Origin of the sequence: Polaromonas sp., from assembly GCF_030680935.1 — a bacterium.
Lineage (GTDB): Bacteria > Pseudomonadota > Gammaproteobacteria > Burkholderiales > Burkholderiaceae_C > Polaromonas.
Map to the genome: position 1 here is coordinate 1 of NZ_JAUXUP010000054.1, position 21,802 is coordinate 21,802.

The window sequence follows — 21,802 nt, forward strand, 5'->3', positions numbered from 1 at the left end:
CCAGCATGGCGTGAGTCTGCATACAAATCGGCCACCCGCCCTTGGGTGGCGGGCGTAGGCAGCTACTGAATTTATAGCAAAATTCGGGCAGAGGCCATGCCTCAGAGCTTGGTCTCTGGCGTCTCGTCTTCCTCAGAAGGCCAATCCCGGATATAAGCCTTGAGCATCTTGTTCTCGAAGTTCTGCCCGTCCACCACCGCCTTGGCCACGTCGTAAAACGAAATCACGCCCTCAAGCACTTTTTTGTTCAGCACCGGCATGTAGCGCGCATGCCGGCCCAGCATCATGCGGCGGACTTCATCGATCTCGGTGTCGGGGGTGCAGGTAAGCGGCGCGTCGTCCATGGCCGTGCGCACCAGCGTGCCGCCGATTTCGCCGCCGTTTTTGACGATACACAGGATCACCTCACGGAAGGTCAACATACCGACCAGGTCCCCGTGCTCCATCACCACCAGCGAACCAATGTCCTTTTCGGCCATGATCTGGGCGGCCTTGGCCAGTGGTTCGTCAGAGTGGACGGTATACAGGGTGTTGCCTTTGACGCGCAGGATATCAAGGACTTTCATGGGGCGCTCCTCTGGAATTTGTCTCGGCAGTCTGACGGTTTTTCCCCGGTGCCGCCCGGCAGGAAATTCAGTTCAAATATAGCCCACAATCCGCTGGCGGGCCACTTCGATTTGTTTCAGTGTGAATGCCGCTTCCCCCATTTTTTGGAGACTCCATGTCTGGTTACTCTGACCCGGGCTTTGACACGCTGGCCCTGCATGCCGGCGCCGCGCCCGACCCGACCACAGGCGCACGCGCTGTGCCGATCCACCTGACCACCTCTTTTGTCTTTGAATCAAGCAACCATGCGGCCTCCTTGTTCAACCTGGAGCGCGCCGGCCACGTCTATTCACGCATCAGCAACCCGACCAATGCGGTGCTGGAGCAAAGGGTGGCGGCCCTGGAAGGCGGCATTGGCGCGATTGCCACCGCCAGCGGCCAGGCAGCCCTGCACCTGAGCATTGCCACGCTGATGGGCGCGGGCTCGCACATCGTCGCCTCCACTGCGCTGTACGGCGGCAGCCAGAACCTGCTGCACTACACCATGCGCCGCTTCGGCATTGAAACGACTTTTGTCAAACCCGGCGACATCGACGGCTGGCGCGCTGCGGTCCGCCCCAACACCAAGCTGTTTTTTGGCGAAACCGTGGGCAACCCCGGCCTGGACGTGCTGGACATGCCCACCGTGTCGACCATCGCGCATGAAGCTGGCGTGCCGCTGCTGATGGACTCCACCCTGACATCGCCCTGGCTGATCAAGCCCTTTGACCACGGCGCCGACCTGATCTACCACTCGGCCACCAAGTTCCTGAGCGGCCACGGCACGGTGATAGGCGGCATCGTGGTCGATGGCGGCAGCTTTGACTGGGAGAAGTCAGGCAAATTTGCCGAACTGACCGAAGCCTACGAGGGCTTTCACAACATGGTGTTCAGCGAGGAAAGCACGGTAGGCGCTTTCTTGCTGCGCGCGCGGCGCGAGGGCCTGCGCGACTTTGGCGCCTGCATGAGCCCGCACACCGCCTGGCTGATTTTGCAGGGCATCGAAACCCTGCCGCTGCGCATGGCGCGCCACATGAGCAACACCGAAAAAGTCGTGGCCTTTCTGGCCAGCCACCCGCTGGTCGCGCGAGTCGGCCACCCGATGCTGGAAAGCCATAGCAGCCACGCGCTGGCCAAAAAACTGCTGCCGCGCGGCGCCGGTTCGGTGTTCAGCTTCGACATCAAGGGCAATCGGGAACAAGGCAAGGCCTTCATCGAGACGCTCAAGGTCTTCAGCCACCTCGCCAATGTGGGCGACTGCCGCAGCCTGGTGATTCACCCGGCCAGCACCACCCACTTTCGCATGAGCGACGAGGCGCTGGCCGGCGCCGGCATCACGCAGGGCACGATTCGTCTGTCGATCGGCCTGGAAGACCCGGACGACCTGATCGATGACCTGAAGCGGGCGCTGAAGGCGGCGGAAAAAACCATTTAACTCCGTTCGAGCCGAGCCTGTCGAAGCCCCCTTCGACAGGCGCAGGGCGAACGGTCTGGAGACCCATCTGTATGTATCTGCAAGTCAAGGGTGACAAAACCTATTGCTACACCGGCGGCAAACCTTTTGACGCCACCAAACCCACGGTGGTGTTAGTCCACGGCGTGCTCCACGACCACAGCGTCTGGATTTTGCAAAGCCGCTACCTCGCCCACCACGGCTGGAACGTACTGGCGGTAGACCTGCCGGGCCATTGCAAAAGCGAGGGCGAAGCACCGTCCAGCGTCGAGCAGGGTGCGTCCTTTGTCACGGCCCTGCTAGCCGCCGCTGGCGTGCAGCGCGCAGCGCTGGTCGGCCACAGCTGGGGGTCGCTGATTGCACTGGAGGCGGCTGCACAGCTGAAAGAGCGTGTGAGCCACCTGGTGCTGGTTGGCACGGCTTATCCGATGAAGGTCTCACCTGCTTTGCTGGACGCTGCGCTGAACGAGCCGATGAAGGCGCTGAAGATGATCAATGTTTTCTCGCGCAGTACGTTGGCCGCGCCACCCTCGGCGCTGGGACCAGGCACCTGGGTTTATGGCGCCAACATGGCCCTGGGCCGCCGCGTGCTGGCCAGCAACGGCAAAGTCAACGTGTTCCACCGCGGCTTCAAGGCCTGCGACAGTTATGCCAACGGCGAAGCCGCGATCACGCAGATCAGCTGCCCGGTGCTGTTTTTGCTGGGTGCACAAGACCAGATGACGCAGGCCAAAGCCGCACAGCCCCTGATCGCCAAAGCGCGGGCCAGCGGCAAAACTGTGCAGGTGGTCAATGTTCCTGTCGGCCATCACCAGATGACGGAAGCGCCTGAAGAAACGCTGTTTGCGATGCGGGATTTCCTGCTGACTTGAGAAAATGGCCCGGCAGGGATGGACTCTGCCTACTTTTCAATGATTTTTTCTGTGACGGGCAAGCCTGTCGCGCGATCTTCAATCCAGACGGAAGACCCGCCCTTCTTCAGTTCGCCCCTAACCACGTAGTTTCCGCCCGACATCGGCGTGAAGTCCACCACACCTTCCACTGAGAAAAAAGTGCCCGCGATCTGGCTGGCAATGGCATGGATAGGCGCACCGGTGATATGCGAACCCTTCAACCTGACTTTCATGGCTTTGCTGGCTGGCACGGGGCGGCCGACAAACTGGGTCGTGAGCGCAAACCCCCGACCATGGCTCGCACCCGCCGAAGCCCGAAAGCTGTTGTCGATACCCTGACCATCGACATCCATCAAGGCAAAAATTATCGATTTTGTTCCGTCCACCGGCATACCGGAATCGGCAACCACTGCGACCGGTCCCGTGTAGCCCTCAGGAACCGGCTTGTAAGCTGCACAACCATGCAAGGACAGCCCAAACAAAAGTCCACCAACGAGCTTCATGACGTTAATCATTTTTCCTCCTTCTTGTAGTTTCGCCAATTTCAACCGCCGAGCAGCAATACACCGATCTTTCCTGTCGGTCCACTGCGGATAAAAAGTTGTCCCGATCGCTGGTCGCTATCAGGCCATGAAATACCTGAAGCTTGAGTGCCGCTCAACACGATCACATACCGGGCGCCATCAGGAACTTTCAAAAAGGCCTGCGCACCGGACTCTCCCCGCTGCGGGGCATATTGAGGTCGCGCGAGCTCAATTTTTTTGTGTCCGTGGTCGAGAAACTCAACCGATGGCACCATCACGTGGCCATCCGGATTCCACACAAGGTTCACCGGTTTGGTGGTGACCGTCAAAATTCGATTCACGCCACCTGCCAGCTCAAAAGCTGCAAAAAAACTTCGCCTCCCGTCGAATTCAAACACTGGGGATGTTGGCAAGATCAGTACATCGCTGGTCTTCCCCCGCGTCAAAGGGGCATACCGAATGTCGCTGTAAGACTTGCAACACAGCACGGCGGAAGCCAAGGCTCGGTCATGTTGCGGAGGAAGAAAGGTTCCGGGCGCGTCCAGTGGACCAGACGCACAACCCGAAAGAGCCATGGCTACAAAAATGGATAACAGGTGCTTCATATACCCCTCCCAAGGCTGTATTTTTTGTGTTTTATGAAATGACAGGCGCAACTATAAGCGGAGAGCCATCGTCCTCCATGTCGTCAACCCCTGTTTTCCGCAGTAAGTCCCATGCCAGAATTCAGGCATGCCCAATCCCGACCCGTTTGACATCACCCCGCCGATGTCGCCCGAACGTGCAACGCAGATTGCGGCCAGCTTCGACCTGCGCGAGCTGCCCGCCGACTTTTACGCCAACCCCTACCCGGTTTATGCGTTGCTGCGCGAGACCGAACCGGTCAGGCGCATGCCCGACGGCTCCTGGTTTCTGACACGGTATGCCGATCTGGTGGCGGTGTACCGCGATGCGCAGACCTTCAGCTCGGACAAGAAGGTGGAGTTCACGCCCAAGTACGGCGCAGGTTCGCCGCTGCTGGCGCACCACACCACCAGCCTGGTGTTCAACGACCCGCCGCTGCACACCCGTGTGCGCAAGCTCATCATGGGCGCGCTGACGCGCCGGGCGATTGCCGACATGGAGCCGGGCTTGGTCAAGCTGGTGGACGGTCTGCTGGATGCGATGGAGGCCAAAGGCGGTGGCGATTTGATCGAGGACTTCGCCTCGGCCATTCCGGTGGAGATCATCGGCAACCTGCTGGGCGTGCCACATACCGACCGCAGGCCCCTGCGCGACTGGTCGCTGGCCATCCTGGGCGCGCTGGAGCCCAGACTCACGCCCGCGCAGGAAGCCCTGGGCAACCGCAGCGTCAGCGAGTTCACGGCGTACCTCCAGACCCTAGTGGCCGAACGCCGGGAACATCCGGGCGACCCCGAGCATGACGTGCTGACGCGGCTGATTCAGGGCGAAGATGCTGGCGAAAAACTCAGCGAAACCGAACTGCTGCAAAACTGCGTCTTCATCCTCAACGCCGGGCATGAGACCACCACCAATTTGATCGGCAACGCCCTGGTGGCACTGCAGGAGTGGCCGGAGGCAAAGGGCCAATTGCTATCAAAACTGAAGCTGTCTACGCACGACCAGCAAGGGCCAGAGGTCGATTTGACGATGGAAATTGATGAATTTCTGCGTTTTGAGTCGTCCAACCAGCTCAGCAACCGGCGCGCGCTCAAGGCCTGCACCGTCGGTGGCGTGGACCTGACGGAGGGCGCGCTGCTGACCTTGTGTATAGGCGCAGCCAACCGCGACCCGGCGCAGTTTGCCCACCCCGAACAACTGGACCTGGCGCGAGACAACAACCGACACCTGGCGTTTGGCTTCGGCATTCACCAGTGCGCCGGCCTCAGTCTGGCGCGGCTGGAAGGCCGCATCGCGGTCGGGCGCTTTTTGCAGCGCTTTCCTGGCTACCGTCTGACGGAGGCCCCGCTGCGCGGCGGGCGGGCGCGCTTTCGCGGTTTTCTGAAAGCACCCTTCGTGATCGCTTGATGGCTATCATGGCAGGACAAGTCCGAAGACGGTAGAGACACATACAAAAGACAGGAGACCACCGTGAGCAGCACTCAGACACACCCACAGCCGGCGCCCGATGCAAAAGCCTTCAAAAGCTTCGCAGAGTTCTACCCCTTCTACCTGAGCGAACACAGCAACCGGACCTGCCGCCGCCTGCACTTCGCGGGCTCCAGCCTGTCGCTGCTGTGTTTTGCCGCCCTGCTGCTCACGCGCAACCCGTGGTGGTTGCTGGCCGGCTTGCTGGTGGGTTATGGTTTTGCCTGGGTCGGGCATTTTGGCTTCGAGAAAAACAAACCTGCGTCTTTCAAGCGCCCGCTCTACAGCTTCATGGGCGACTGGGCGATGTACCGGGACATCTGGCTGGGAAAGGTGAAAATCTGATGCCAGACGCCGTCAACATGCAGCTGGAGCCGCGGGTGCTGGAAATTCTTTCGGGCATCACCACCGCGACGCTGACCACCCTGCTGCTCAAGAAAGGGCTGCGCAATGTCTGGCTGCGCGGCGCCCGGCCATTACGCGCCGGCCAGCCGCGGCTGGTGGGCCGGGCCTTCACCCTGCGGTTTGTGCCGGCACGCGAAGACCTGGCCACGCCCGAGTCCTGGTCCTCGCCGATATCGACCCGCGCGGCGATTGAAGACATGCCCGCAGGCTGCATCGCGGTGGTGGATGCGATGGGCGTCAGCGATGCCGGAATTTTTGGCGACATCCTGTGCGCGCGCATGCAAAAGCGCGGCGTGAAGGCGCTGGTGACTGACGGTGTGGTGCGCGACCAGGCCGGCGTGCTGGGCACCGGCCTGCCGGTCTGGTGCAGCGGAGCGGCCGCACCGCCCTCGGTGGCAGGCCTGACCTTTGTGGCCTGGCAGCAGCCGATTGCCTGCGGCGGCGTCGCGGTGTTTCCGGGCGATGTCATCGTGGTCGATGACGATGGCGCGGTTCTGATCCCGGCCGCGCTGCTTGAGGAAATGTTGCTTCTGGCGCCCGAGCAGGAGCGGCTGGAGAGCTGGATCATGAGTGAGGTGGACAAGGGCGCGGCCTTGCCGGGCCTGTACCCGCCCAACGCGGAAAACAAGGCGCGTTACGAGGCGGCTAAAAAAGCCTGAAAACAAACCCGTGCAGGCCTTGGAAAGCTATCATTTTGATAATACGTCACGCAGTCGCAGCATGGGAAAACGCCCGCTTTCCCATAAATTTTCCATCGACGGGTCACGACTAAGCAGCAACTGCGCCATCAAGGGCTCCAGCGCGGTGGCGTCCGGGTCGGCCAGCAACACGTAACGCGCTTCGTGCGCATCGTCCGGGTCGCTGAGCTGGCCTATCCAGTCCAGTGCCGTCAAGGTACCCAGCACCGGCTCCAGTTGCAGCACATCGACTTGCAGGGCGCGCGCCAGCTCAGAGCCCTCCAGCCCCATGCGGGCGGTACTGCGCGCGGCATGCAGTTGCTGCAGCAGCTCAACCGCCAGCTGGAACTGCCAGCCATGCGCACTGCCGCGCCGCTTCACCCCCGCCAGCAGGCTGGGCAGGTAGGCGGCAATCACCGCACCCAGCAGCACAATCACCCAGGCGACGTAAATCCAGACCAGCAAAATAGGCAAGGTGGCAAACGCGCCGTACACCAGGGAATAGGTCGGCACGCTGCTCAGGTATAAGGTCAGCGCTTTTTTTGCCAGCTCGATGCCCGAGGCCACAAACAGCCCCCCCAGCCAGGCATGTGCCCAGCGCACGTAGGTGTTGGGCACATAGCGGTACAGCGCCGCCATGCCCCCCGCCAGCAAAAAAAACTGCAGCAGGTCCAGCACAATGCGCAGCCCGCCCGGCATGGCGCCCACCATGCCGCGTGAGGCAGATATGACGTACGACGTGACCGCCAGACTGGCGCCCAGCACCAGCGGACCCAGTGTGATCGCTGCCCAGTAGATCAGCACACGCTGTGCCAGCGGCCGTGGCCGTTTGACGCGCCAGATGCCGTTGAGTGTGCGGTCTATGGTCAGGATCAGCGCAATGGCGGTGCCCAGCAACACCCCCAGACCCACCACGCCCAGCTTGTTGGCCTGTTTGGCAAATTGCGTCAGGTAGCCCAGCACCTGGCGCGAGATGTTGTCAGGGATCAGGCTGTTGACCAGCCAAACCTGCAGCGCACCTTGCAGCTTGGAGAACATCGGAAACGCGGTGAAGATGGCCAGCGCCACTGTAAAAAACGGCACCAGCGCAATGCTGGTGGTGAAAGTCAGGCTGCTGGCCGTCAGGCCCATGTGGTCTTCGCGAAAACGCTGGCGCAGGGTGATGGCGGTGTCGCGCCACGGAAAATGCGACAGGTCCGCCAATAACTGCTGCAGGGACTGCTGGAATTTCATCCCCGGTATCATGCCATCGACAACTTATGAACAAATCAACGCAGATCGATGCCACCCGCTGGCTCGCCGTCGGTAGCCTTTCAGCCCTGATCATTTTGGGCCTGGCCTGGGAGATGTGGCTGGCGCCATTGCGCCCCGGCGGCTCACTGCTGGCCCTGAAGGTGCTGCCGCTGTGTATTCCGCTGGCCGGGTTGCTGAAAAACCGCATGTACACCTACCGCTGGCTCAGCCTGATGGTCTGGCTGTATTTCACCGAGGGCGCGGTGCGCGCCTGGAGCGACAAGCCCCCCGGCAACTACCTTGCCTTGATTGAAGTAGCGCTGTGCCTGCTGCTATTCACCGCCTGCGCCATGCATGTGCGCATTCGCCTGAAGAAAACCCCACTGCCGGTCTGAGCTTATGGACACCTTTCTCGCCCAGTTGCGTGCCGTGGTCGGCGCGCCCTACGTACTCTCGGATGGCGACCTCTCGGCTTATGAGCTCGATTGGCGCAAACGATCGCGCGGCAAAGCGCTGGCCGTGGTGCGACCCGGCAACACCGCTGAGGTGGCCGCTGTGGTGAAGGCTTGCGCAGCGGCAGGTATTGCTCTGGTTCCCCAAGGCGGCAACACCGGCCTGGTCGGCGGCTCCATACCGGATGATTCTGGTCGCCAGGTAGTGCTGAGCCTGCAACGCATGAATGCGGTTCGCGCCATCGACGCGGCCAATCTGACCGTCACGGTGGAAGCGGGCTGCATTTTGCAAACCCTGCAGGAGACCGCCGAAAAAGCCGGTTTCCTGTTTCCGCTGAGCCTGGCCGCCGAAGGCAGTTGCACCCTAGGCGGCAACCTGGGCAGCAACGCAGGCGGCACGCAGGTGCTGCGTTACGGCAATGCGCGTGATTTGTGCCTGGGCCTGGAAGTGGTCACTGCACAGGGTGAGGTCTGGGAAGGCCTGTCGGGCCTGCGCAAGGACAACACCGGTTACGACCTGCGCAACCTGTTTATCGGCAGCGAAGGCACGCTGGGCATCATCACCGCAGCGACCATGAAGCTGTACCCCATGCCGGCCGCGCAACTGACCGCCTGGGCCGCTGTCCCTTCGATGGACGATGCGGTCACCCTGCTGGGTCTGGCGCACCGCCACCTGGGCGCCGGCCTGACCGGTTTTGAAGTCATGGGCCAGTTTGCGCTGAGCCTGGTGGCACAGCACTTTCCCCAGCAGCGCGTGCCCTTGTACGCCGACACAGCGTTTTGCGTGTTGCTCGAAAACTCCGACCACGAGTCCGAAAGCCACGCGCGCGATCAGTTTGAACGCTTGCTGGAAACCGCGATGGAGGAAGGCTGTGTGACCGACGCCGTGGTCGCAGAAAACCTGCAGCAAGCCCACCAGCTCTGGCATATCCGGGAAAGTATTCCGATGGCGCAGGCTGAAGAGGGCCTGAACATCAAACACGATATTTCGATTCCGGTGTCGCTGATTCCGGAATTTGTGCGCGCCACCGACGCGCTGCTGCAAAAGGCCATTCCCGGTGTGCGCCTGGTCAACTTCGGCCACCTCGGCGACGGCAACCTGCACTACAACGTGCAGGCCCCGGCCAGCGGTGACGCTGCCGCCTTTCTGCGCGAGCAGGAAGAACGCGTGAATACACTGGTCTTCGACTCGGTCCAGTCATTTGGCGGCTCGATCTCGGCCGAACACGGCGTGGGCAGCCTGAAGGTCGGCAAGCTGGAAAAGCACAAATCGCCGGTTGCGCTGGGCATGATGCGTGCCATCAAAAAGGCGCTGGATCCGGATAACCTGATGAATCCTGGGCGGGTACTGCGCATATAATGTGCGCATCTTCTGTGGAGGCGTTTATGCTGAAGTTCGACAACGCGCCAAAAAAAGCGACCAATCTTTCGCTCAACTCGAAAGTCCTGGAGGCCGCTCGCGAAATGGGCATGAATGTCTCCCAGACGGTCAACGAACTGCTGGCCAAGGAAGTCGAGCGGCGCTATTGGGAGCAGTGGAATGAGCGCAACAAAGAGGCCATCGAAGCTTACAACGAGCGAATCAGGGAGCACGGCATTTGGGGCGCGAAGTACCGGACTTTCGCCCGCAGCATGGGCGATGGCCGGGCGAGCACCAAAGACAAGAAAGCTGCCTGACCGATGGCGCGCTTTGACGTTTACACCAATCCCGAAAAATCCGAACACGCCCATACGCCTTTTGTGCTTGACGTCCAAAACGATCATCTCAGCGGCGTCGAAACGCGCATCGTCATCCCCTTGAGCGATGCCAAGATACATGGAGCGCGGCTTGAAAGAGTGCACCCCGCCTTCTCCATAGCGGGCCGAAAAGTCGTTCTGGACACACCCACCATGGCGACCTTTCCGCGCAACTGGCTACACACACCGGTGGCCAGCTTGCAACCCCAACAGGCCGTGGTCCAGGACGCCCTGGACGCGTTGTTTGGCGCTTACTGATACCGATACGCCCAGAAAGCTTCTTCATGATTCCGACTTCCGCGTCCAACCATCCCATCCGCTCCCAATACGAAGATTTCATGCGCCATGTGGACACGCACGGCGTGTTCAAGGCCGACCGCACCGGCACCGGTACCAAAAGCGTGTTCGGCTACCAGATGCGCTTTGACCTGAATGAAGGTTTTCCGCTGGTGACCACCAAGAAGGTCCATCTCAAATCCATCGTGCACGAGCTGCTGTGGTTTCTGCAGGGATCGAGCGACAACAACTGGCTGAAGGACCGCGGCGTCACCATCTGGGACGAATGGGCGCGTGAAGACGGCGACCTGGGCCCGGTCTATGGCGTGCAGTGGCGCAGCTGGCCAACGCCGGACGGCGGTCACATTGACCAGATCGCCGACGTCATCAAAACCCTGAAGACCAACCCGGACTCGCGCCGAATCATCGTCAGCGCCTGGAACGTGGCCGAGCTGTCCAAAATGGCGTTGATGCCCTGCCACGCCTTCTTCCAGTTTTATGTGGCCCCTGCCACTGAGCCGGGCGGCAAAGGCAAACTCAGTTGTCAGCTCTACCAGCGCAGTGCCGACATCTTCCTCGGCGTGCCCTTCAACATCGCCAGTTACGCGCTGTTGACCCACATGGTGGCGCAGCAGTGTGACCTGGACGTCGGCGACTTCATCTGGACCGGCGGCGACTGCCACATCTACAGCAACCACGCCGAGCAGGTAGCGCTGCAACTGAGCCGCACGCCCTACCCTTACCCGACACTGAAGATCAAGCGCAAACCCGACTCGATTTTTGACTACGAATTTGATGATTTCGAGTTTCTGGATTACCAGCACCATGCGGCGATCAAGGCGCCGGTAGCGGTGTGAGCGCACATGCTGAGAAACTTGCGCAATCTGGGCCCCGCCTCTGAGCGCCTGCTTAACCAGGCCGGTATCACCTCGGAGCCGCAGCTGCGCCAGATCGGCTCGATCAATGCTTATCGAGCCGTGCATGCCAGCGGTGGGAAGCCATCACTTAATCTGTTGTGGGCGATTGAAGGCGCGCTCACTGACCAGGCCTGGCAGACCATTGCGCAACAGGATCGCCTGTCGCTTTTGCTGGCTCTGGAACAAACATCATGACCCAAAGCATCAACCTCATTTACGCCCGCGCCGCCAATGGCGTCATTGGCAAGGACGGCGTCATGCCCTGGCACCTGCCGGAAGACCTGGCGCATTTCAAGCAACTCACCCACGGTTGCCCGGTCATCATGGGCCGCAAGACCTGGGATTCAATACCACCGAAATTTCGCCCGCTGCCGGGCCGTACCAACATCGTGATCACGCGGCAGACCGACTGGCAGGCCGAAGGCGCCACGCGCGCCGGCAGCCTCAAAGAAGCGCTGGCACTGGCCGGCGCGGTGCCCGACATCTGGGTGATCGGCGGTGCACAGATTTATGCGCAGGCGGAGCCTCTGGCCGCACGCGTCGAAGTCACCGAGATAGCGCAGGACTTCGAGGGTGACGCGTACGCGCCCACGCTGGGCCCGGCCTGGCGTGAAACCGCGCGCAGCAGCACCCAGGTCTCGGTCAAAGGCGTGCCCTACAGTTTTGTCACGCTGGAGCGCCCATGAAAATTGCCACCTGGAACGTCAACTCCCTGGCGGTGCGCCTGCCGCAGGTGCTGGACTGGCTGGCCGCCAACCCGGTTGATGCCTTGTGCCTGCAGGAGCTCAAGCTCAGTGACGACAAGTTTCCACTGGAGGCACTGGCTGCGGCGGGTTACCAGAGCGCGGTCTTCGGCCAGAAAACCTACAACGGTGTGGCCATTCTGAGCCGCACACCGGCGCGCAACATTGTCAAAAACATCGTCGGCTTCAGCGACGAGCAGTCGCGCGTGATCGCCGCGACGCTGGACACGCCACAGGGCGAACTGCGGCTGGTCAACGGTTACTTCGTCAACGGCCAGGCGCCCGGCACCGAGAAGTTTGAGTACAAGATGAAGTGGCTGCAAGGCCTGCGCAACTGGCTCAAGGACGAACTAGCGGCGCAGCCCAATTTGGTGCTGGTGGGCGACTTCAACATCACGACCGATGACCGCGACACTTACGACGCCGAAGGCCTGCGCGAAACGATTCATCACACGACAGAGGAACGTGAGCACCTGAAAGCCCTGCTGGGCCTGGGCCTTCACGATGCCTTCCGCCTTTTCGAGCAGCCGGAAAAAAGTTACTCCTGGTGGGATTACCGCGAGTTTGCGTTTCGCCGCAACCGCGGTCTGCGCATTGACTACATTCTGGTCAGCGATGCGCTCAAGCCGGCCGTGCAAAGCTGCGTGATCGACAAGCTGCCGCGCAAAAACGAGCGCCCAAGTGACCATGTGCCGGTCGTGGTGCAGCTTGATTTGCTATAAATAAAAGAGCCGTGTACGCCCGCCACACATGGGCTGAAGGCCGATTTCATTCATAAAACACGGGCAACGCGCCCGGGCGACTCAAGCGACTCGACAACAAGCCCTTTCGCGTGGCGCTGGCTGTTGCAGACCTCATGGCTGATAGCCAGGTTTTCCGCGTGGCTGTTGCCGCCTTCGCTGAGTGGGCGAATGTGCTCCAGCGTAGCCGCCGCCGGCAACACATGTTCACCACAGACCCAGCACGGCACCTGGCCATGCAGCTGCCGGGCCACGGTTTTATAGATCTTGTCGCGGGTCAGGGATAAGCGGCTCACTCCAGATGTAATTCCTGGATCTTGCGCGTGATGGTGTTGCGGCCTATGCCCAGCTTTTGTGCGGCTTCAATGCGGCGCCCCCGGGTGTTGAGCAAGGCGGTCTGGATCAGCTTGGATTCAAAACGCCGTGTCAGGACGTCCCACACATCACTGCGCCCCGTTGCCAGCAGCGCCAGCGCCTCTGCCTCCAGACCGGCCTCCCAGGCGCTGCTCAGGACAGGCGCAGCGGAGACAGCAGCCATGGGCACACTGATCTTGTCGGCATGTGCCGGCTCGGCGGATGGCCCATGGGCAACTTCGCCCACCGGCGGAGGGTGGCGTGGCGACGGGACACCTTCGACCAACGCGGACGCCTTGCCCGGCTCAGCCACAGCGCCCAGCACCTCGGGCGGTAAATCTTTCGGTTCAATGACCTGGGCCGGCGCCATCACCGTGAGCCAGTGGCAGATGTTCTCCAGCTGGCGTACATTGCCGGGAAAGGCGAAAGTGCTCAGTTGCTGCAGCGCGGCATCGGAGATGCGTTTGGGCTCAACGCCCAGCTGTTTGGCACTTTGCTGCAAAAAGTGCCGCGTCAGCATAAACACATCTTCACGCCGCTCGCGCAGGGCCGGCAGGCGCAGGCGGATGACGTTGAGGCGGTGAAACAGGTCTTCGCGGAAGCCGCCTTCCTTGACACGTTGCTCCAGGTCCTGGTGGGTCGCGGCGATCACGCGCACGTTGGTCTTGACGGCGTTGTGCCCGCCGACACGGTAGAAATTGCCGTCGCTCAGCACACGCAGAAGCCGTGTCTGCAGGTCAAACGGCATGTCACCGATTTCATCCAGAAACAGCGTGCCGCCGTCGGCCTGCTCGAAGCGGCCGCGGCGCATGGTTTGCGCGCCGGTGAAGGCGCCACGCTCGTGACCGAAGAGTTCGGACTCCAGCAGGTCTTTGGGAATAGCGGCGGTGTTGATCGCCACAAAGGGCCCGTTGGCACGGGGTGAGTGTTTGTGCAGGGCACGGGCGACCAGCTCTTTGCCAGAGCCGGACTCGCCGGTGATCATCACCGTCACCATGCTCTGGCTCAGGCGGCCAATGGCGCGAAACACGTCCTGCATGGCAGGCGCCTGGCCCAGCATTTCGGGCGTGGCGGCCATGCGTTCTTCGGCCACTTCCTCACGCTGGCTTTCTTCGACGGCCCGACGAATCAGCTCGACCGCTTTGGGCAGGTCAAACGGCTTGGGCAGGTATTCAAAAGCGCCGCCCTGAAAGGCCGATACCGCGCTGTCCAGGTCGGAAAACGCCGTCATGATGATGACCGGCAAGCCGGGCAGCTTCTGTTTGACCTTTTCCAGCAGATCCAGACCCGAGCCACCGGGCATGCGGATGTCGCTGACCAGCACTTGCGGGCCGTCTTCTTCTGTGGCGCTGTCAAGTGCGAGCAGGACTTCGCGCGGGTTGGTGAAGCTGCGCGTTGGCAGGCCCTCGCGCAGCAGGGCTTTCTCCAGCACAAACCGGATGGACTGGTCATCGTCCACAATCCAGATCGGTTTCATGTTTTGTCCCTTTGGTACTACCAGTTATCCGTGAAAGACGACAGACCTCAAGGCAGTGGTATCAGCAACTTGAAATCCGTGCGGCCGGGGACGCTGTCGCACTCAATCAAGCCGTGGTGTTGCTGAACAAAGGTTTGTGCCAATGTCAGCCCCAGCCCGGAACCGCCCTCCCGCCCCGAGATCAGGGGATAGAAGATACGGTCCTTGATGGAGTCCGGAACACCCGGTCCATTGTCAACAACATGCAATTCCAGTGCCAAGCGATAGCGCTGCTTGCCAAAAGTTACTTGCCGGGCAATCCGGCTCTTGAAAGTGATCTGCGCATCACCCGCCGCGATGCGCTCAGCCAGGGCCTGCGCGGCATTGTGCGCAATGTTGAGCACCGCCTGGATCAGCTGCTCGCGGTCACCGCGGAAATCCGGGATCGAGATGTCGTAGTCGCGCAGCACCCGCAGCCCTCTGGGAAACTCCGCCAGAATCAGTGAGCGCACGCGCTCGCAGACCTCATGGATGTTCACATCGCCCACCAGATGCGGCCTGCGGTGCGGCGCCAGCAGGCGGTCCACCAGGCTTTGCAGCCGGTCGGCTTCGTGAATGATGACCTGGGTGTATTCGGTCAGCTCTTTGGACTCGATCTCCATTTGCAGCAATTGGGCCGCGCCGCGTATACCGCCCAGCGGGTTCTTGATTTCGTGCGCCAGGTTGCGAATCAGCTCTTTGTTGGCTTGCGCCTGGTCCATCAGGCGCTCTTCGCGGTCCTGTTTGGCCTGCTGTTCCAGTGGCAACAGCTCGACAATCGCTTCGCCCGGTGTGTCGGTTTGCGCCACCACCACGTGTACCGGCAGGGGCTCGCGGTTCAGGGGCTTGAGCCAGGCGTCGTAACGCAGCGCTGCAAACTCGTTGCTGCCAGCGCCTTCCAGCGCATTGTGCAGAATCAGCGGCTCAGTGAAGCAATCGGGCAGTTGTGAGCCCTCGATGGTTCGGCGCGAGGTCCCGAGAGCGTCTTCCAGCGCGGCATTGGCAAACACCACCACGCCGTTGGTTCGCACCACCGCCACCAGTGTGGCCAGCAGGTCAAAGGATTGGAAACGAATGGACGCGGGGACAAGCGCCGCCGCGAAAAGATTGGGCTTTTTCAAGCCACCTATTCTGACGCAGAACGGTCAGGGACAGGCTTACTGTCTGGCGGTGTTTCCCGGCAAACGTGAAATTTCCCGCTTCAGGCCGGCAATGTCACTTTCGTGGCGGGCAATGCCCTCTTTCATTTCGGCGACGCGGTCCAGATACCGCTGGTAGTTGCGCCCTTCAATGCCCTGCTTGTCGGGCTGTCCGTTGTTGAATTCTTTTTGCTGCTCGGCCAGGCGCTGCTCGGCTTTCTTGAGTTCCGCCTCCAGAATGGCGCGGGTGTCACCGTCGCGTGCGCGCTGCTCTTCACTGCTGGGACCTGGCGCTGCCTGCGCTGCCGCCGCAACACGCACTGCGGGTTTGCTGACCGGGCCAGTCTGCACCACAGTCACGTTGCCCCCTTCAATCTGCTTGCAGCCGCGCGCCTGCGCATCTTTGGCGTTGTTGATGTATTCAGGCGTACCACCGGCTTTGGCGCTGCAGCGGTAAATACGCTCCTGCGCCAAAGCCGCAGTCAGGCTGCTGGCAAAAAGCGCGGCGGAAATTGAAAGAAGTACTGTAAGTTTCATGCGTAACTCCAAGTGCCTGTTAGGCCAAGGACGGTCTGTCAGTATCCCGCAAAGGGGTTGAAAAAGCAAAAACGCGGCACGCATAACCATGCCGGGCGTCTGCCTGAAGCAACCATGCGTCGCTTCAAACCCGGGGACGCATAAAAAAAGGACGGCAAAAGCCGTCCTTTTTAGCTGGTGACTGTAAAAAATTACAGTGAGTAGTACATGTCGAACTCGATCGGGTGTGTGGCCTGGCGCAGGCGCGTGACTTCACCCATTTTCAGCTCGATATAGGCGTCGATCATGCTGTCGGTGAAGACGCCGCCCTTGGTCAGGAAGCTGCGACCCACGTCGAGGCAGTCCAGTGCCTGGTCCAGGCTGTGACACACGGTTGGCACTTTTGCATCTTCTTCTGGCGGCAGATGGTAGAGGTCTTTGGTGGCGGCTTCGCCGGGATGGATCTTGTTTTCCACGCCATCGAGACCGGCCATCATCAGGGCCGAGAAGCCGAGGTAGGGGTTCATCAGCGGATCGGGGAAACGTGCCTCAATGCGGCGGCCCTTGGGGTTGGCGACGTAAGGAATACGAATCGATGCCGAACGGTTTTTGGCCGAATACGCCAGCTTGACCGGTGCCTCATAACCGGGGACCAGGCGCTTGTAGCTGTTGGTACCGGGGTTGGTGATGGCGTTCAGTGCGCGCGCATGTTTGATGATGCCGCCGATGTAGTACAGCGCGAAATCAGACAGACCTGCATAACCGTCACCGGCAAACAGGTTTTTGCCGTCTTTCCAGATTGACTGGTGCACGTGCATGCCGGAGCCGTTGTCGCCAACGATGGGCTTGGGCATGAAAGTAGCCGTTTTGCCGTAGGCATTGGCGACGTTTTGCACCACATATTTCAGGATCTGGGTCCAGTCGGCGCGCTGCACCAGCGTGCTGAACTTGGTGCCGATCTCGTTCTGGCCCGCGCCAGCCACTTCGTGGTGGAACACTTCGACCGGAATGCCGAGCGACTCCAGCACAAGCGCCATCTCAGCGCGCATGTCCTGCGTGCTGTCCACGGGAGGCACAGGGAAATAGCCGCCCTTGACGGTAGGACGGTGGCCGCGGTTGCCGCCTTCAAGCTTGCTGCCGGAGTTCCAGGGGGCTTCGTATTCGTCGATCTTGAAGAAGGTGCCCGACATGTCGGTGTTCCAGCGCACGTCGTCAAAGATGAAAAATTCCGGCTCGGGGCCAAAGTAGGCGGTGTCGCCCAGGCCGGAAGCCTTGAGATAGGCCTCTGCGCGCTGCGCAATGGAGCGCGGGTCGCGGTCATAGGCCTTGCCGTCGCTAGGCTCCAGCACGTCGCAGCTCATGAACAGCGTGGTCTCTTCAAAGAAGGGGTCGATGTTGGCCGTTTTCGGGTCAGGCATCAACTGCATGTCGGAGGCTTCAATGCCTTTCCAGCCGGCAATTGAGGAACCGTCGAAGGCATGGCCTGAGGTGAATTTGTCTTCGTCAAAGTGGGACACTGGCACGGTCACGTGCTGTTCTTTGCCCCGGGTGTCGGTAAAACGGAAGTCAACAAACTTGACTTCGTTTTCCTTGACCATTTTCATGACGTCTGCGACGGTCTTTGCCATCAGAATCTCCTGTTGCTGGATGGTTGTTAAAAATGCTTTCGGACCGGGTGAATGCACTTTTTATGCCACACCCGCTGGCGCTTTTTTGCTGCCAAGCCTGCGATTGTGCCGCGATCTTGCACGCAGATTGGACCCCAAGCGGCCTGTGATGCAGAAAAATCAGGGCTGGGCGTGATGCACCGAATTAGTGCAATGCTATTTGCACCATATTGGGGCAACCTTCAGCGCACCAATTCGGGGCCTAACTTCGCATCCAGATTGTGCAGACCAGCCAGCAGCACCGGATAGGCCGCGTCGACGTTTTCCGGCAAACCCTTGACCCCCAACTCAATGTGACGGCCATAGTCGGGATGATCCACGCTGGGCAGGCTGAAGACTTTGACGCCCTTGTGACTGGCTTCAATCTCCAGCATCAAGGGCGTGAGGGCTGCCTCCATCGATCCCATGACAATCACCGATTTTTCGCTGTAGGCCAATTTTTGGTGCAAACCAGCATAGTGCGTATCCAGCAGCCACTCAATCATGGGCCAGGCCATGACAGGAAACCCCGGCACGAAATGCACCGCCCCTTGCCCCGCCCGGCAGGAAAAACCAGGGATTTTGTTGTACGGATTCGGGATGATGGCGGCGCCAACCGGAAACATGCCCATGTTGAGCCGGTGGATGTTGTCGTGCCGGTCGGGCTCGTAGGGCACGCTCTGCTCTTTGGCAATGTCCTGCATGCGCTCGCGGATCAGGCGCTCGGCCTCGGGGTGCAGGGCCAACTCCACGCCAAGCGCCCGCGCGGCGCACTGTCGCGTGTGGTCGTCTGGCGTGGCGCCTATGCCCCCGGTGCAAAACACCACGTCGCCCGAGGCGCGGGCTGCGGCAAAGGCGTGCGCCAGCGTGGCCGTGATGCGATCGGGGTCGTCGCCCACGTAATCGGCATAACTGAGCTGCAGGCCGCGCGCCGCCAGCAGCCCAATCACCTTGGGCAGGTGTTTGTCAGCGCGTTTGCCGGAGAGGATTTCGTCGCCGACGATGATGAGTCCGAAATGTGTGGTCATGCTATGGATTCAATAGCTGCTTGCGCAGGCTGATCAAGGGCCGGAGGCATGTTTTGCTTGCGAAGTTGCTCCAGCGCCGCCAGGCAGTAGTGGGCAAACCAGAGCGACGAAAAAGCAAACCCCAGGGTGTAGATCCAGATGGCCACCGGCACCAGAATCGGGGCCATGGCCACAAACATGGCGCCAGAGGCCCATATCAGGCTGGGCGCCGCGCCCAGATAACCGCTGAGCACGCCTATGCCCAGCAGGCTGCTGCGATGGCGGCGAAAAATCTCGCGCCGCTCTTCAGCGCTGGCGTGGTCCACCAACGCGTCGTACGACATCACGCGGTAGGTCAGCCAACCCCAGATCAGGGGCGGCAGGATTAATATCAGCGGCGGAATCAGCCACAGCGGAATGGACACCAGCAGCGCAATAGCGGCCAGCAGGGTCGAACTCAGCGACCAGAACAGGCTGGCCAGCAGCGAGCCGCCTTTTTTGCGCTCAAGCGCCGGAAAGCGGCGCTCGGCCACCAGCGCCACCATGGTCGGCGTCATCAGCAAAGCCACAAACAGCAGCGAAGCCATGACTATCAGCGGAATGGTCAAAAACAGCAGGATGGTGGGCGCCAGCACCACCCGCAGGTCGCCCAGCCCCAGCCCCTCCAGCCAGCGCACCATGCTGCCCAACAGCTCATAACTGTCCAGGCCCGCGCGCACGCCAGTCAGCGCGTCGTTCCAGAAAAAATAGGCCAGCGCCAGCGAGATCGCCGCCATGATGATCAGCGGCAGAAACGACAACGCAATCACCCGGGGATGCAGGCAGTACATCGCCGCGCGCCAGAATGAATCAAGAAGTTTGTTCATGGATAAAGTGTAGCCCCCACGCTATATAAAGCCCCCACGGTCGCTCACTTCGAGCCTGCGGCGGATCCCTGCCCCTTGCACGGAAGAAGAGGCCGCTGCGCCTGCGGACCGGCAAAGCGGGTTCGGCGGCCCCAGCTGGTATGAAGACGTGGATACTCCAAGCGAGACTCAGGCTTTGCCGAACAGGCGTTTGAACCCCACCCATTGCTGCGACCAGAATCCCCGCCCGTAGTCGCGGCTTTGTTCAACCTGGTCACGCACCCCCGTGGGGTCGTAGCGTTGCTCAAAGTTGGCAGTCTTGAACAACATGTCCCACCAGGGCAGAAGGACGCCAAAGTTGTGCCCCCCCAACGTGTTTTTGCCTGCCGACTCGTGCCCCACGCCGATGCTGTGATGCAGCCGGTGAAAACGCGGGCTGACCCACAGCCGCTCGCCGACCCGGCCAAACCACAGGCGCAGGTTGGCATGCTGAAAACTCTCGCTCAGCTGCGTGACGGCCACGATGGCAATGAACTGCCCGGGTGCCACACCGATCAGCTGCGCGGCAATCACCAGCAGGCTGTCCACCAGAATGTCGTCGAGCAGGTGATTGCGGTTGTCGCTCCACATCGTCATCTGGCGCTGCGCATGGTGCAGCGAATGCAGGCGCCACCACAGGCCCGACTGGTGCTGGGCCCGGTGAATCCAGTACCCCAGCAGATCAAACACCACCAGATAGATCAGAAAACTCACCACCGCGCCGTCCGTCACGCCGGGCCAGAGCTGGTCCAGGTGGAAGGTGCCATAACCCTCTGTGCGCAGTGCGCCAAAAGCCTCGTCAAACCAGGGCTCGAGCGTGAAAAACAGGGCAATGCGAAACACGCCCAGCCGGTGTATCACCGTGTAGAGCATGTCGGTGCGTATGGTGGCGCGATCCAGCACCGGCTCGACCGGTCGCCAGCGCTGCAGCGGCCCGATGACAGCCAGCAGCACGGCAATCTGGATCACACCGACCAGAAACCAGGCGGTGGCTTCGTAACCGTCTTCCAGCAGATTGCCCAGGCCCAGCGCAAACAGGGCTCGCTGCACGGCAGCCTCAAACAGCCACTGCTGCACCACTCCAAAAATTTCAGCCAGACCGTCCATGCCTTATTTTGCCGTCTTGACAGCTGGCTCGGCCCCCGCCGACGCTATCCAGGCTTTGTAGCGCGGGTGCTCACGCAGGGTGGCAAAGCACAAGCCACGCGCTTTCAGGCCCACGATCAACGGCTCCAGCACGGCCGGCGCCCAGGGGTCTTTGCGCGACCAGATGCCCAGATGCGCCACCAGAATGTCGCCAGGCTGGATGTCCCGCAGGGCCTTCTTCAGCAGGAAGTCATTCGGGTATCGCTCGCTGGGCAACTCGTCGCCCAGAAAACCCGCGGGCGCCCATCCCACATGGTCATAGCCACAGGTTTTTGCCGCTGCCAGCAGCGCGGCCGAGGTTTTGCCACCCGGCGCACGAAACAGCGGAAGCGGTTTTTTACCTGTGATCTCTGCCAGGCGGGCGCTGGCACGGCCCAGTTCCTGGCAATACTGACCGGCAGTCCAGGTGAAGTCCTTGCCTTCGGCAGGCCCTGCCGACGGCCTGATGCGAAATTGCGGCTGGCCAGCAGGTGCCGCAGCCAGGTCACCACGCCAATAGCTGTGGTCCCAGGTGTGAGAGGCAAACTCGTGGCCTTCGGCGGCGCGCGCCTTCCACCAGGGCGCCCAGTGGCTGCCCAGGCTGCCATCCCCAGTCTGCGTGCGCTCATTGGCAGCAAAAAACGTGACCTTGACCTGGTGTTTGTTCAGGATGTCGGCCATCAGCGGCGCGACACCCATGTGGCCGGTGTCCAGCGTCAGGTAAACCGGTTTGGCCGCCTTGCCTTGCGCATCAAAACAGCCCTCAGCCCATGCGGGACGTGCGCAAGCAGCTATCAAAAATATAGCGACTCGCAGTGCGACGAAAGGCCGCACTGTTCTCCCATTCCAGCCGGGGCCGTGGGTCTGGCTCTTCCAGCCCGCAGGCGCAGCGGCTCCCCCGGGAGGCAGGGAG

Annotated in this window: 26 protein-coding genes; 13 read left to right on the plus strand and 13 right to left on the minus strand. The window is 61.2% G+C overall.

Going from position 1 to position 21,802, the window contains the following annotated elements:
• Positions 1–101: 101 nt before the first annotated feature.
• A complete protein-coding gene (locus Q8L50_RS13465) occupies positions 102–566 on the minus strand; it encodes a CBS domain-containing protein (RefSeq protein ID WP_305349148.1) in 465 nt (154 codons plus the stop codon).
• A 155-nt stretch (positions 567–721) separates the two neighbouring features.
• On the opposite strand from Q8L50_RS13465, the gene Q8L50_RS13470 reads away from it, so the two are divergent.
• Both Q8L50_RS13470 and Q8L50_RS13475 read left to right on the plus strand, forming a co-directional pair.
• A complete protein-coding gene (locus Q8L50_RS13470; RefSeq protein WP_305349149.1) occupies positions 722–2,020 on the plus strand; it encodes an O-acetylhomoserine aminocarboxypropyltransferase in 1,299 nt (432 codons plus the stop codon).
• A gap of 71 nt (positions 2,021–2,091) precedes the next feature.
• The gene (locus Q8L50_RS13475) at positions 2,092–2,910 is read left to right on the plus strand and encodes an alpha/beta fold hydrolase (protein ID WP_305349150.1); all 819 of its coding nucleotides are present in this window, start codon (positions 2,092–2,094) and stop codon (positions 2,908–2,910) included.
• Positions 2,911–2,939: 29 nt separating this feature from the next.
• Here Q8L50_RS13475 and Q8L50_RS13480 read toward each other — a convergent pair whose 3' ends face one another.
• Together Q8L50_RS13480 and Q8L50_RS13485 are read right to left on the minus strand one after the other, a co-directional pair.
• Positions 2,940–3,446, minus strand: a complete 507-nt coding sequence (locus Q8L50_RS13480) for a hypothetical protein (protein WP_305349151.1) — start codon at positions 3,444–3,446, stop codon at positions 2,940–2,942.
• Positions 3,447–3,475: 29 nt separating this feature from the next.
• The gene (locus tag Q8L50_RS13485) at positions 3,476–4,060 is read right to left on the minus strand and encodes a hypothetical protein (RefSeq protein WP_305349152.1); all 585 of its coding nucleotides are present in this window, start codon (positions 4,058–4,060) and stop codon (positions 3,476–3,478) included.
• A 127-nt stretch (positions 4,061–4,187) separates the two neighbouring features.
• Between Q8L50_RS13485 and Q8L50_RS13490 the strand changes: the two genes are divergently transcribed.
• From Q8L50_RS13490 to Q8L50_RS13500, 3 genes are all read left to right on the plus strand, one after another.
• The gene (locus Q8L50_RS13490; protein ID WP_305349153.1) at positions 4,188–5,483 is read left to right on the plus strand and encodes a cytochrome P450; all 1,296 of its coding nucleotides are present in this window, start codon (positions 4,188–4,190) and stop codon (positions 5,481–5,483) included.
• 63 nt (positions 5,484–5,546) lie between these two features.
• Positions 5,547–5,888: an Mpo1-like protein gene (locus Q8L50_RS13495; protein ID WP_305349154.1), complete on the plus strand. Its 342-nt coding sequence runs from the start codon at positions 5,547–5,549 to the stop codon at positions 5,886–5,888.
• The gene (locus Q8L50_RS13500; RefSeq protein ID WP_305349155.1) at positions 5,888–6,607 is read left to right on the plus strand and encodes a ribonuclease activity regulator RraA; all 720 of its coding nucleotides are present in this window, start codon (positions 5,888–5,890) and stop codon (positions 6,605–6,607) included. The genes Q8L50_RS13495 and Q8L50_RS13500 overlap by 1 nt, the downstream gene beginning before the upstream one ends.
• Before the next feature lie 30 nt (positions 6,608–6,637).
• Here Q8L50_RS13500 and Q8L50_RS13505 read toward each other — a convergent pair whose 3' ends face one another.
• The gene (locus Q8L50_RS13505; RefSeq protein WP_305349156.1) at positions 6,638–7,858 is read right to left on the minus strand and encodes a YihY family inner membrane protein; all 1,221 of its coding nucleotides are present in this window, start codon (positions 7,856–7,858) and stop codon (positions 6,638–6,640) included.
• A 26-nt stretch (positions 7,859–7,884) separates the two neighbouring features.
• Between Q8L50_RS13505 and Q8L50_RS13510 the strand changes: the two genes are divergently transcribed.
• From Q8L50_RS13510 to xth, 8 genes are read left to right on the plus strand one after another with little or no spacing between them, the layout of a single operon-like run.
• Positions 7,885–8,253, plus strand: a complete 369-nt coding sequence (locus tag Q8L50_RS13510) for a DUF2069 domain-containing protein (protein WP_305349157.1) — start codon at positions 7,885–7,887, stop codon at positions 8,251–8,253.
• Between the two features lie 4 nt (positions 8,254–8,257).
• The gene (locus Q8L50_RS13515) at positions 8,258–9,670 is read left to right on the plus strand and encodes an FAD-binding oxidoreductase (RefSeq protein ID WP_305349158.1); all 1,413 of its coding nucleotides are present in this window, start codon (positions 8,258–8,260) and stop codon (positions 9,668–9,670) included.
• A gap of 26 nt (positions 9,671–9,696) precedes the next feature.
• The gene (locus Q8L50_RS13520; protein WP_305349159.1) at positions 9,697–9,987 is read left to right on the plus strand and encodes a type II toxin-antitoxin system CcdA family antitoxin; all 291 of its coding nucleotides are present in this window, start codon (positions 9,697–9,699) and stop codon (positions 9,985–9,987) included.
• 3 nt (positions 9,988–9,990) lie between these two features.
• A complete protein-coding gene (locus Q8L50_RS13525; protein WP_305349160.1) occupies positions 9,991–10,305 on the plus strand; it encodes a CcdB family protein in 315 nt (104 codons plus the stop codon).
• Positions 10,306–10,331: 26 nt separating this feature from the next.
• The gene (locus Q8L50_RS13530; protein WP_305349161.1) at positions 10,332–11,180 is read left to right on the plus strand and encodes a thymidylate synthase; all 849 of its coding nucleotides are present in this window, start codon (positions 10,332–10,334) and stop codon (positions 11,178–11,180) included.
• A gap of 18 nt (positions 11,181–11,198) precedes the next feature.
• Positions 11,199–11,435 carry a TfoX/Sxy family protein gene (locus tag Q8L50_RS13535; RefSeq protein WP_305349162.1) on the plus strand — a complete coding sequence of 79 codons (237 nt, stop codon included), beginning with the start codon at positions 11,199–11,201 and terminating at the stop codon, positions 11,433–11,435.
• Positions 11,432–11,926 (plus strand): dihydrofolate reductase, encoded by a 495-nt coding sequence (locus Q8L50_RS13540; protein WP_305349163.1) that lies wholly within the window; start codon positions 11,432–11,434, stop codon positions 11,924–11,926. The genes Q8L50_RS13535 and Q8L50_RS13540 overlap by 4 nt, the downstream gene beginning before the upstream one ends.
• Complete coding sequence (xth, locus tag Q8L50_RS13545; RefSeq protein WP_305349164.1) at positions 11,923–12,705, plus strand: exodeoxyribonuclease III; 783 nt, start codon at positions 11,923–11,925, stop codon at positions 12,703–12,705. Before Q8L50_RS13540 ends, xth begins: the two co-directional genes overlap by 4 nt.
• Positions 12,706–12,755: 50 nt before the next feature.
• Here the strand turns inward: xth and Q8L50_RS13550 are convergent, their stop codons facing one another.
• The 9 genes from Q8L50_RS13550 to Q8L50_RS13590 form a co-directional block, all read right to left on the minus strand.
• Positions 12,756–13,019 (minus strand): HNH endonuclease, encoded by a 264-nt coding sequence (locus Q8L50_RS13550; RefSeq protein WP_305349165.1) that lies wholly within the window; start codon positions 13,017–13,019, stop codon positions 12,756–12,758.
• The gene (gene ntrC, locus Q8L50_RS13555) at positions 13,016–14,554 is read right to left on the minus strand and encodes a nitrogen regulation protein NR(I) (RefSeq protein ID WP_305349166.1); all 1,539 of its coding nucleotides are present in this window, start codon (positions 14,552–14,554) and stop codon (positions 13,016–13,018) included. The genes Q8L50_RS13550 and ntrC overlap by 4 nt, the downstream gene beginning before the upstream one ends.
• A 47-nt stretch (positions 14,555–14,601) precedes the next feature.
• A complete protein-coding gene (gene glnL, locus Q8L50_RS13560; RefSeq protein ID WP_370869802.1) occupies positions 14,602–15,702 on the minus strand; it encodes a nitrogen regulation protein NR(II) in 1,101 nt (366 codons plus the stop codon).
• Between the two features lie 27 nt (positions 15,703–15,729).
• Positions 15,730–16,248 (minus strand): hypothetical protein, encoded by a 519-nt coding sequence (locus Q8L50_RS13565; protein WP_305349168.1) that lies wholly within the window; start codon positions 16,246–16,248, stop codon positions 15,730–15,732.
• Positions 16,249–16,439: 191 nt separating this feature from the next.
• Positions 16,440–17,855 (minus strand): type I glutamate--ammonia ligase, encoded by a 1,416-nt coding sequence (gene glnA / locus Q8L50_RS13570; RefSeq protein WP_305349169.1) that lies wholly within the window; start codon positions 17,853–17,855, stop codon positions 16,440–16,442.
• 221 nt (positions 17,856–18,076) lie between these two features.
• The gene (locus Q8L50_RS13575) at positions 18,077–18,901 is read right to left on the minus strand and encodes a molybdopterin-binding protein (RefSeq protein ID WP_305349170.1); all 825 of its coding nucleotides are present in this window, start codon (positions 18,899–18,901) and stop codon (positions 18,077–18,079) included.
• The gene (locus tag Q8L50_RS13580) at positions 18,898–19,746 is read right to left on the minus strand and encodes an EI24 domain-containing protein (protein WP_305349171.1); all 849 of its coding nucleotides are present in this window, start codon (positions 19,744–19,746) and stop codon (positions 18,898–18,900) included. Before Q8L50_RS13580 ends, Q8L50_RS13575 begins: the two co-directional genes overlap by 4 nt.
• 168 nt (positions 19,747–19,914) lie before the next feature.
• Positions 19,915–20,871, minus strand: coding sequence for a sterol desaturase family protein (locus Q8L50_RS13585; protein WP_305349172.1), 957 nt, complete (start codon positions 20,869–20,871; stop codon positions 19,915–19,917).
• A gap of 3 nt (positions 20,872–20,874) precedes the next feature.
• Complete coding sequence (locus tag Q8L50_RS13590) at positions 20,875–21,723, minus strand: polysaccharide deacetylase family protein (RefSeq protein ID WP_370869801.1); 849 nt, start codon at positions 21,721–21,723, stop codon at positions 20,875–20,877.
• Between the last annotated feature and the right edge of the window lie 79 nt (positions 21,724–21,802).

Bases quoted from the DNA above. Each gene is read 5' to 3' on its own strand.
- Q8L50_RS13475 (WP_305349150.1), top strand. From the start codon at position 2,092: ATGTATCTGCAAGTCAAGGGTGACAAAACCTATTGCTACACCGGCGGC.
- Q8L50_RS13520 (WP_305349159.1), top strand. From the start codon at position 9,697: ATGCTGAAGTTCGACAACGCGCCAAAAAAAGCGACCAATCTTTCGCTC.
- Q8L50_RS13505 (WP_305349156.1), bottom strand. From the start codon at position 7,858: ATGAAATTCCAGCAGTCCCTGCAGCAGTTATTGGCGGACCTGTCGCAT.
- Q8L50_RS13500 (WP_305349155.1), top strand. From the start codon at position 5,888: ATGCCAGACGCCGTCAACATGCAGCTGGAGCCGCGGGTGCTGGAAATT.
- Q8L50_RS13525 (WP_305349160.1), top strand. From the start codon at position 9,991: ATGGCGCGCTTTGACGTTTACACCAATCCCGAAAAATCCGAACACGCC.
- Q8L50_RS13585 (WP_305349172.1), bottom strand. From the start codon at position 20,871: ATGGACGGTCTGGCTGAAATTTTTGGAGTGGTGCAGCAGTGGCTGTTT.
- Q8L50_RS13465 (WP_305349148.1), bottom strand. From the start codon at position 566: ATGAAAGTCCTTGATATCCTGCGCGTCAAAGGCAACACCCTGTATACC.
- ntrC (WP_305349166.1), bottom strand. From the start codon at position 14,554: ATGAAACCGATCTGGATTGTGGACGATGACCAGTCCATCCGGTTTGTG.
- Q8L50_RS13485 (WP_305349152.1), bottom strand. From the start codon at position 4,060: ATGAAGCACCTGTTATCCATTTTTGTAGCCATGGCTCTTTCGGGTTGT.
- Q8L50_RS13490 (WP_305349153.1), top strand. From the start codon at position 4,188: ATGCCCAATCCCGACCCGTTTGACATCACCCCGCCGATGTCGCCCGAA.
- Q8L50_RS13510 (WP_305349157.1), top strand. From the start codon at position 7,885: ATGAACAAATCAACGCAGATCGATGCCACCCGCTGGCTCGCCGTCGGT.
- Q8L50_RS13565 (WP_305349168.1), bottom strand. From the start codon at position 16,248: ATGAAACTTACAGTACTTCTTTCAATTTCCGCCGCGCTTTTTGCCAGC.
- Q8L50_RS13530 (WP_305349161.1), top strand. From the start codon at position 10,332: ATGATTCCGACTTCCGCGTCCAACCATCCCATCCGCTCCCAATACGAA.
- Q8L50_RS13470 (WP_305349149.1), top strand. From the start codon at position 722: ATGTCTGGTTACTCTGACCCGGGCTTTGACACGCTGGCCCTGCATGCC.
- Q8L50_RS13580 (WP_305349171.1), bottom strand. From the start codon at position 19,746: ATGAACAAACTTCTTGATTCATTCTGGCGCGCGGCGATGTACTGCCTG.
- Q8L50_RS13515 (WP_305349158.1), top strand. From the start codon at position 8,258: ATGGACACCTTTCTCGCCCAGTTGCGTGCCGTGGTCGGCGCGCCCTAC.
- glnA (WP_305349169.1), bottom strand. From the start codon at position 17,855: ATGGCAAAGACCGTCGCAGACGTCATGAAAATGGTCAAGGAAAACGAA.
- Q8L50_RS13480 (WP_305349151.1), bottom strand. From the start codon at position 3,446: ATGATTAACGTCATGAAGCTCGTTGGTGGACTTTTGTTTGGGCTGTCC.
- Q8L50_RS13540 (WP_305349163.1), top strand. From the start codon at position 11,432: ATGACCCAAAGCATCAACCTCATTTACGCCCGCGCCGCCAATGGCGTC.
- xth (WP_305349164.1), top strand. From the start codon at position 11,923: ATGAAAATTGCCACCTGGAACGTCAACTCCCTGGCGGTGCGCCTGCCG.
- Q8L50_RS13575 (WP_305349170.1), bottom strand. From the start codon at position 18,901: ATGACCACACATTTCGGACTCATCATCGTCGGCGACGAAATCCTCTCC.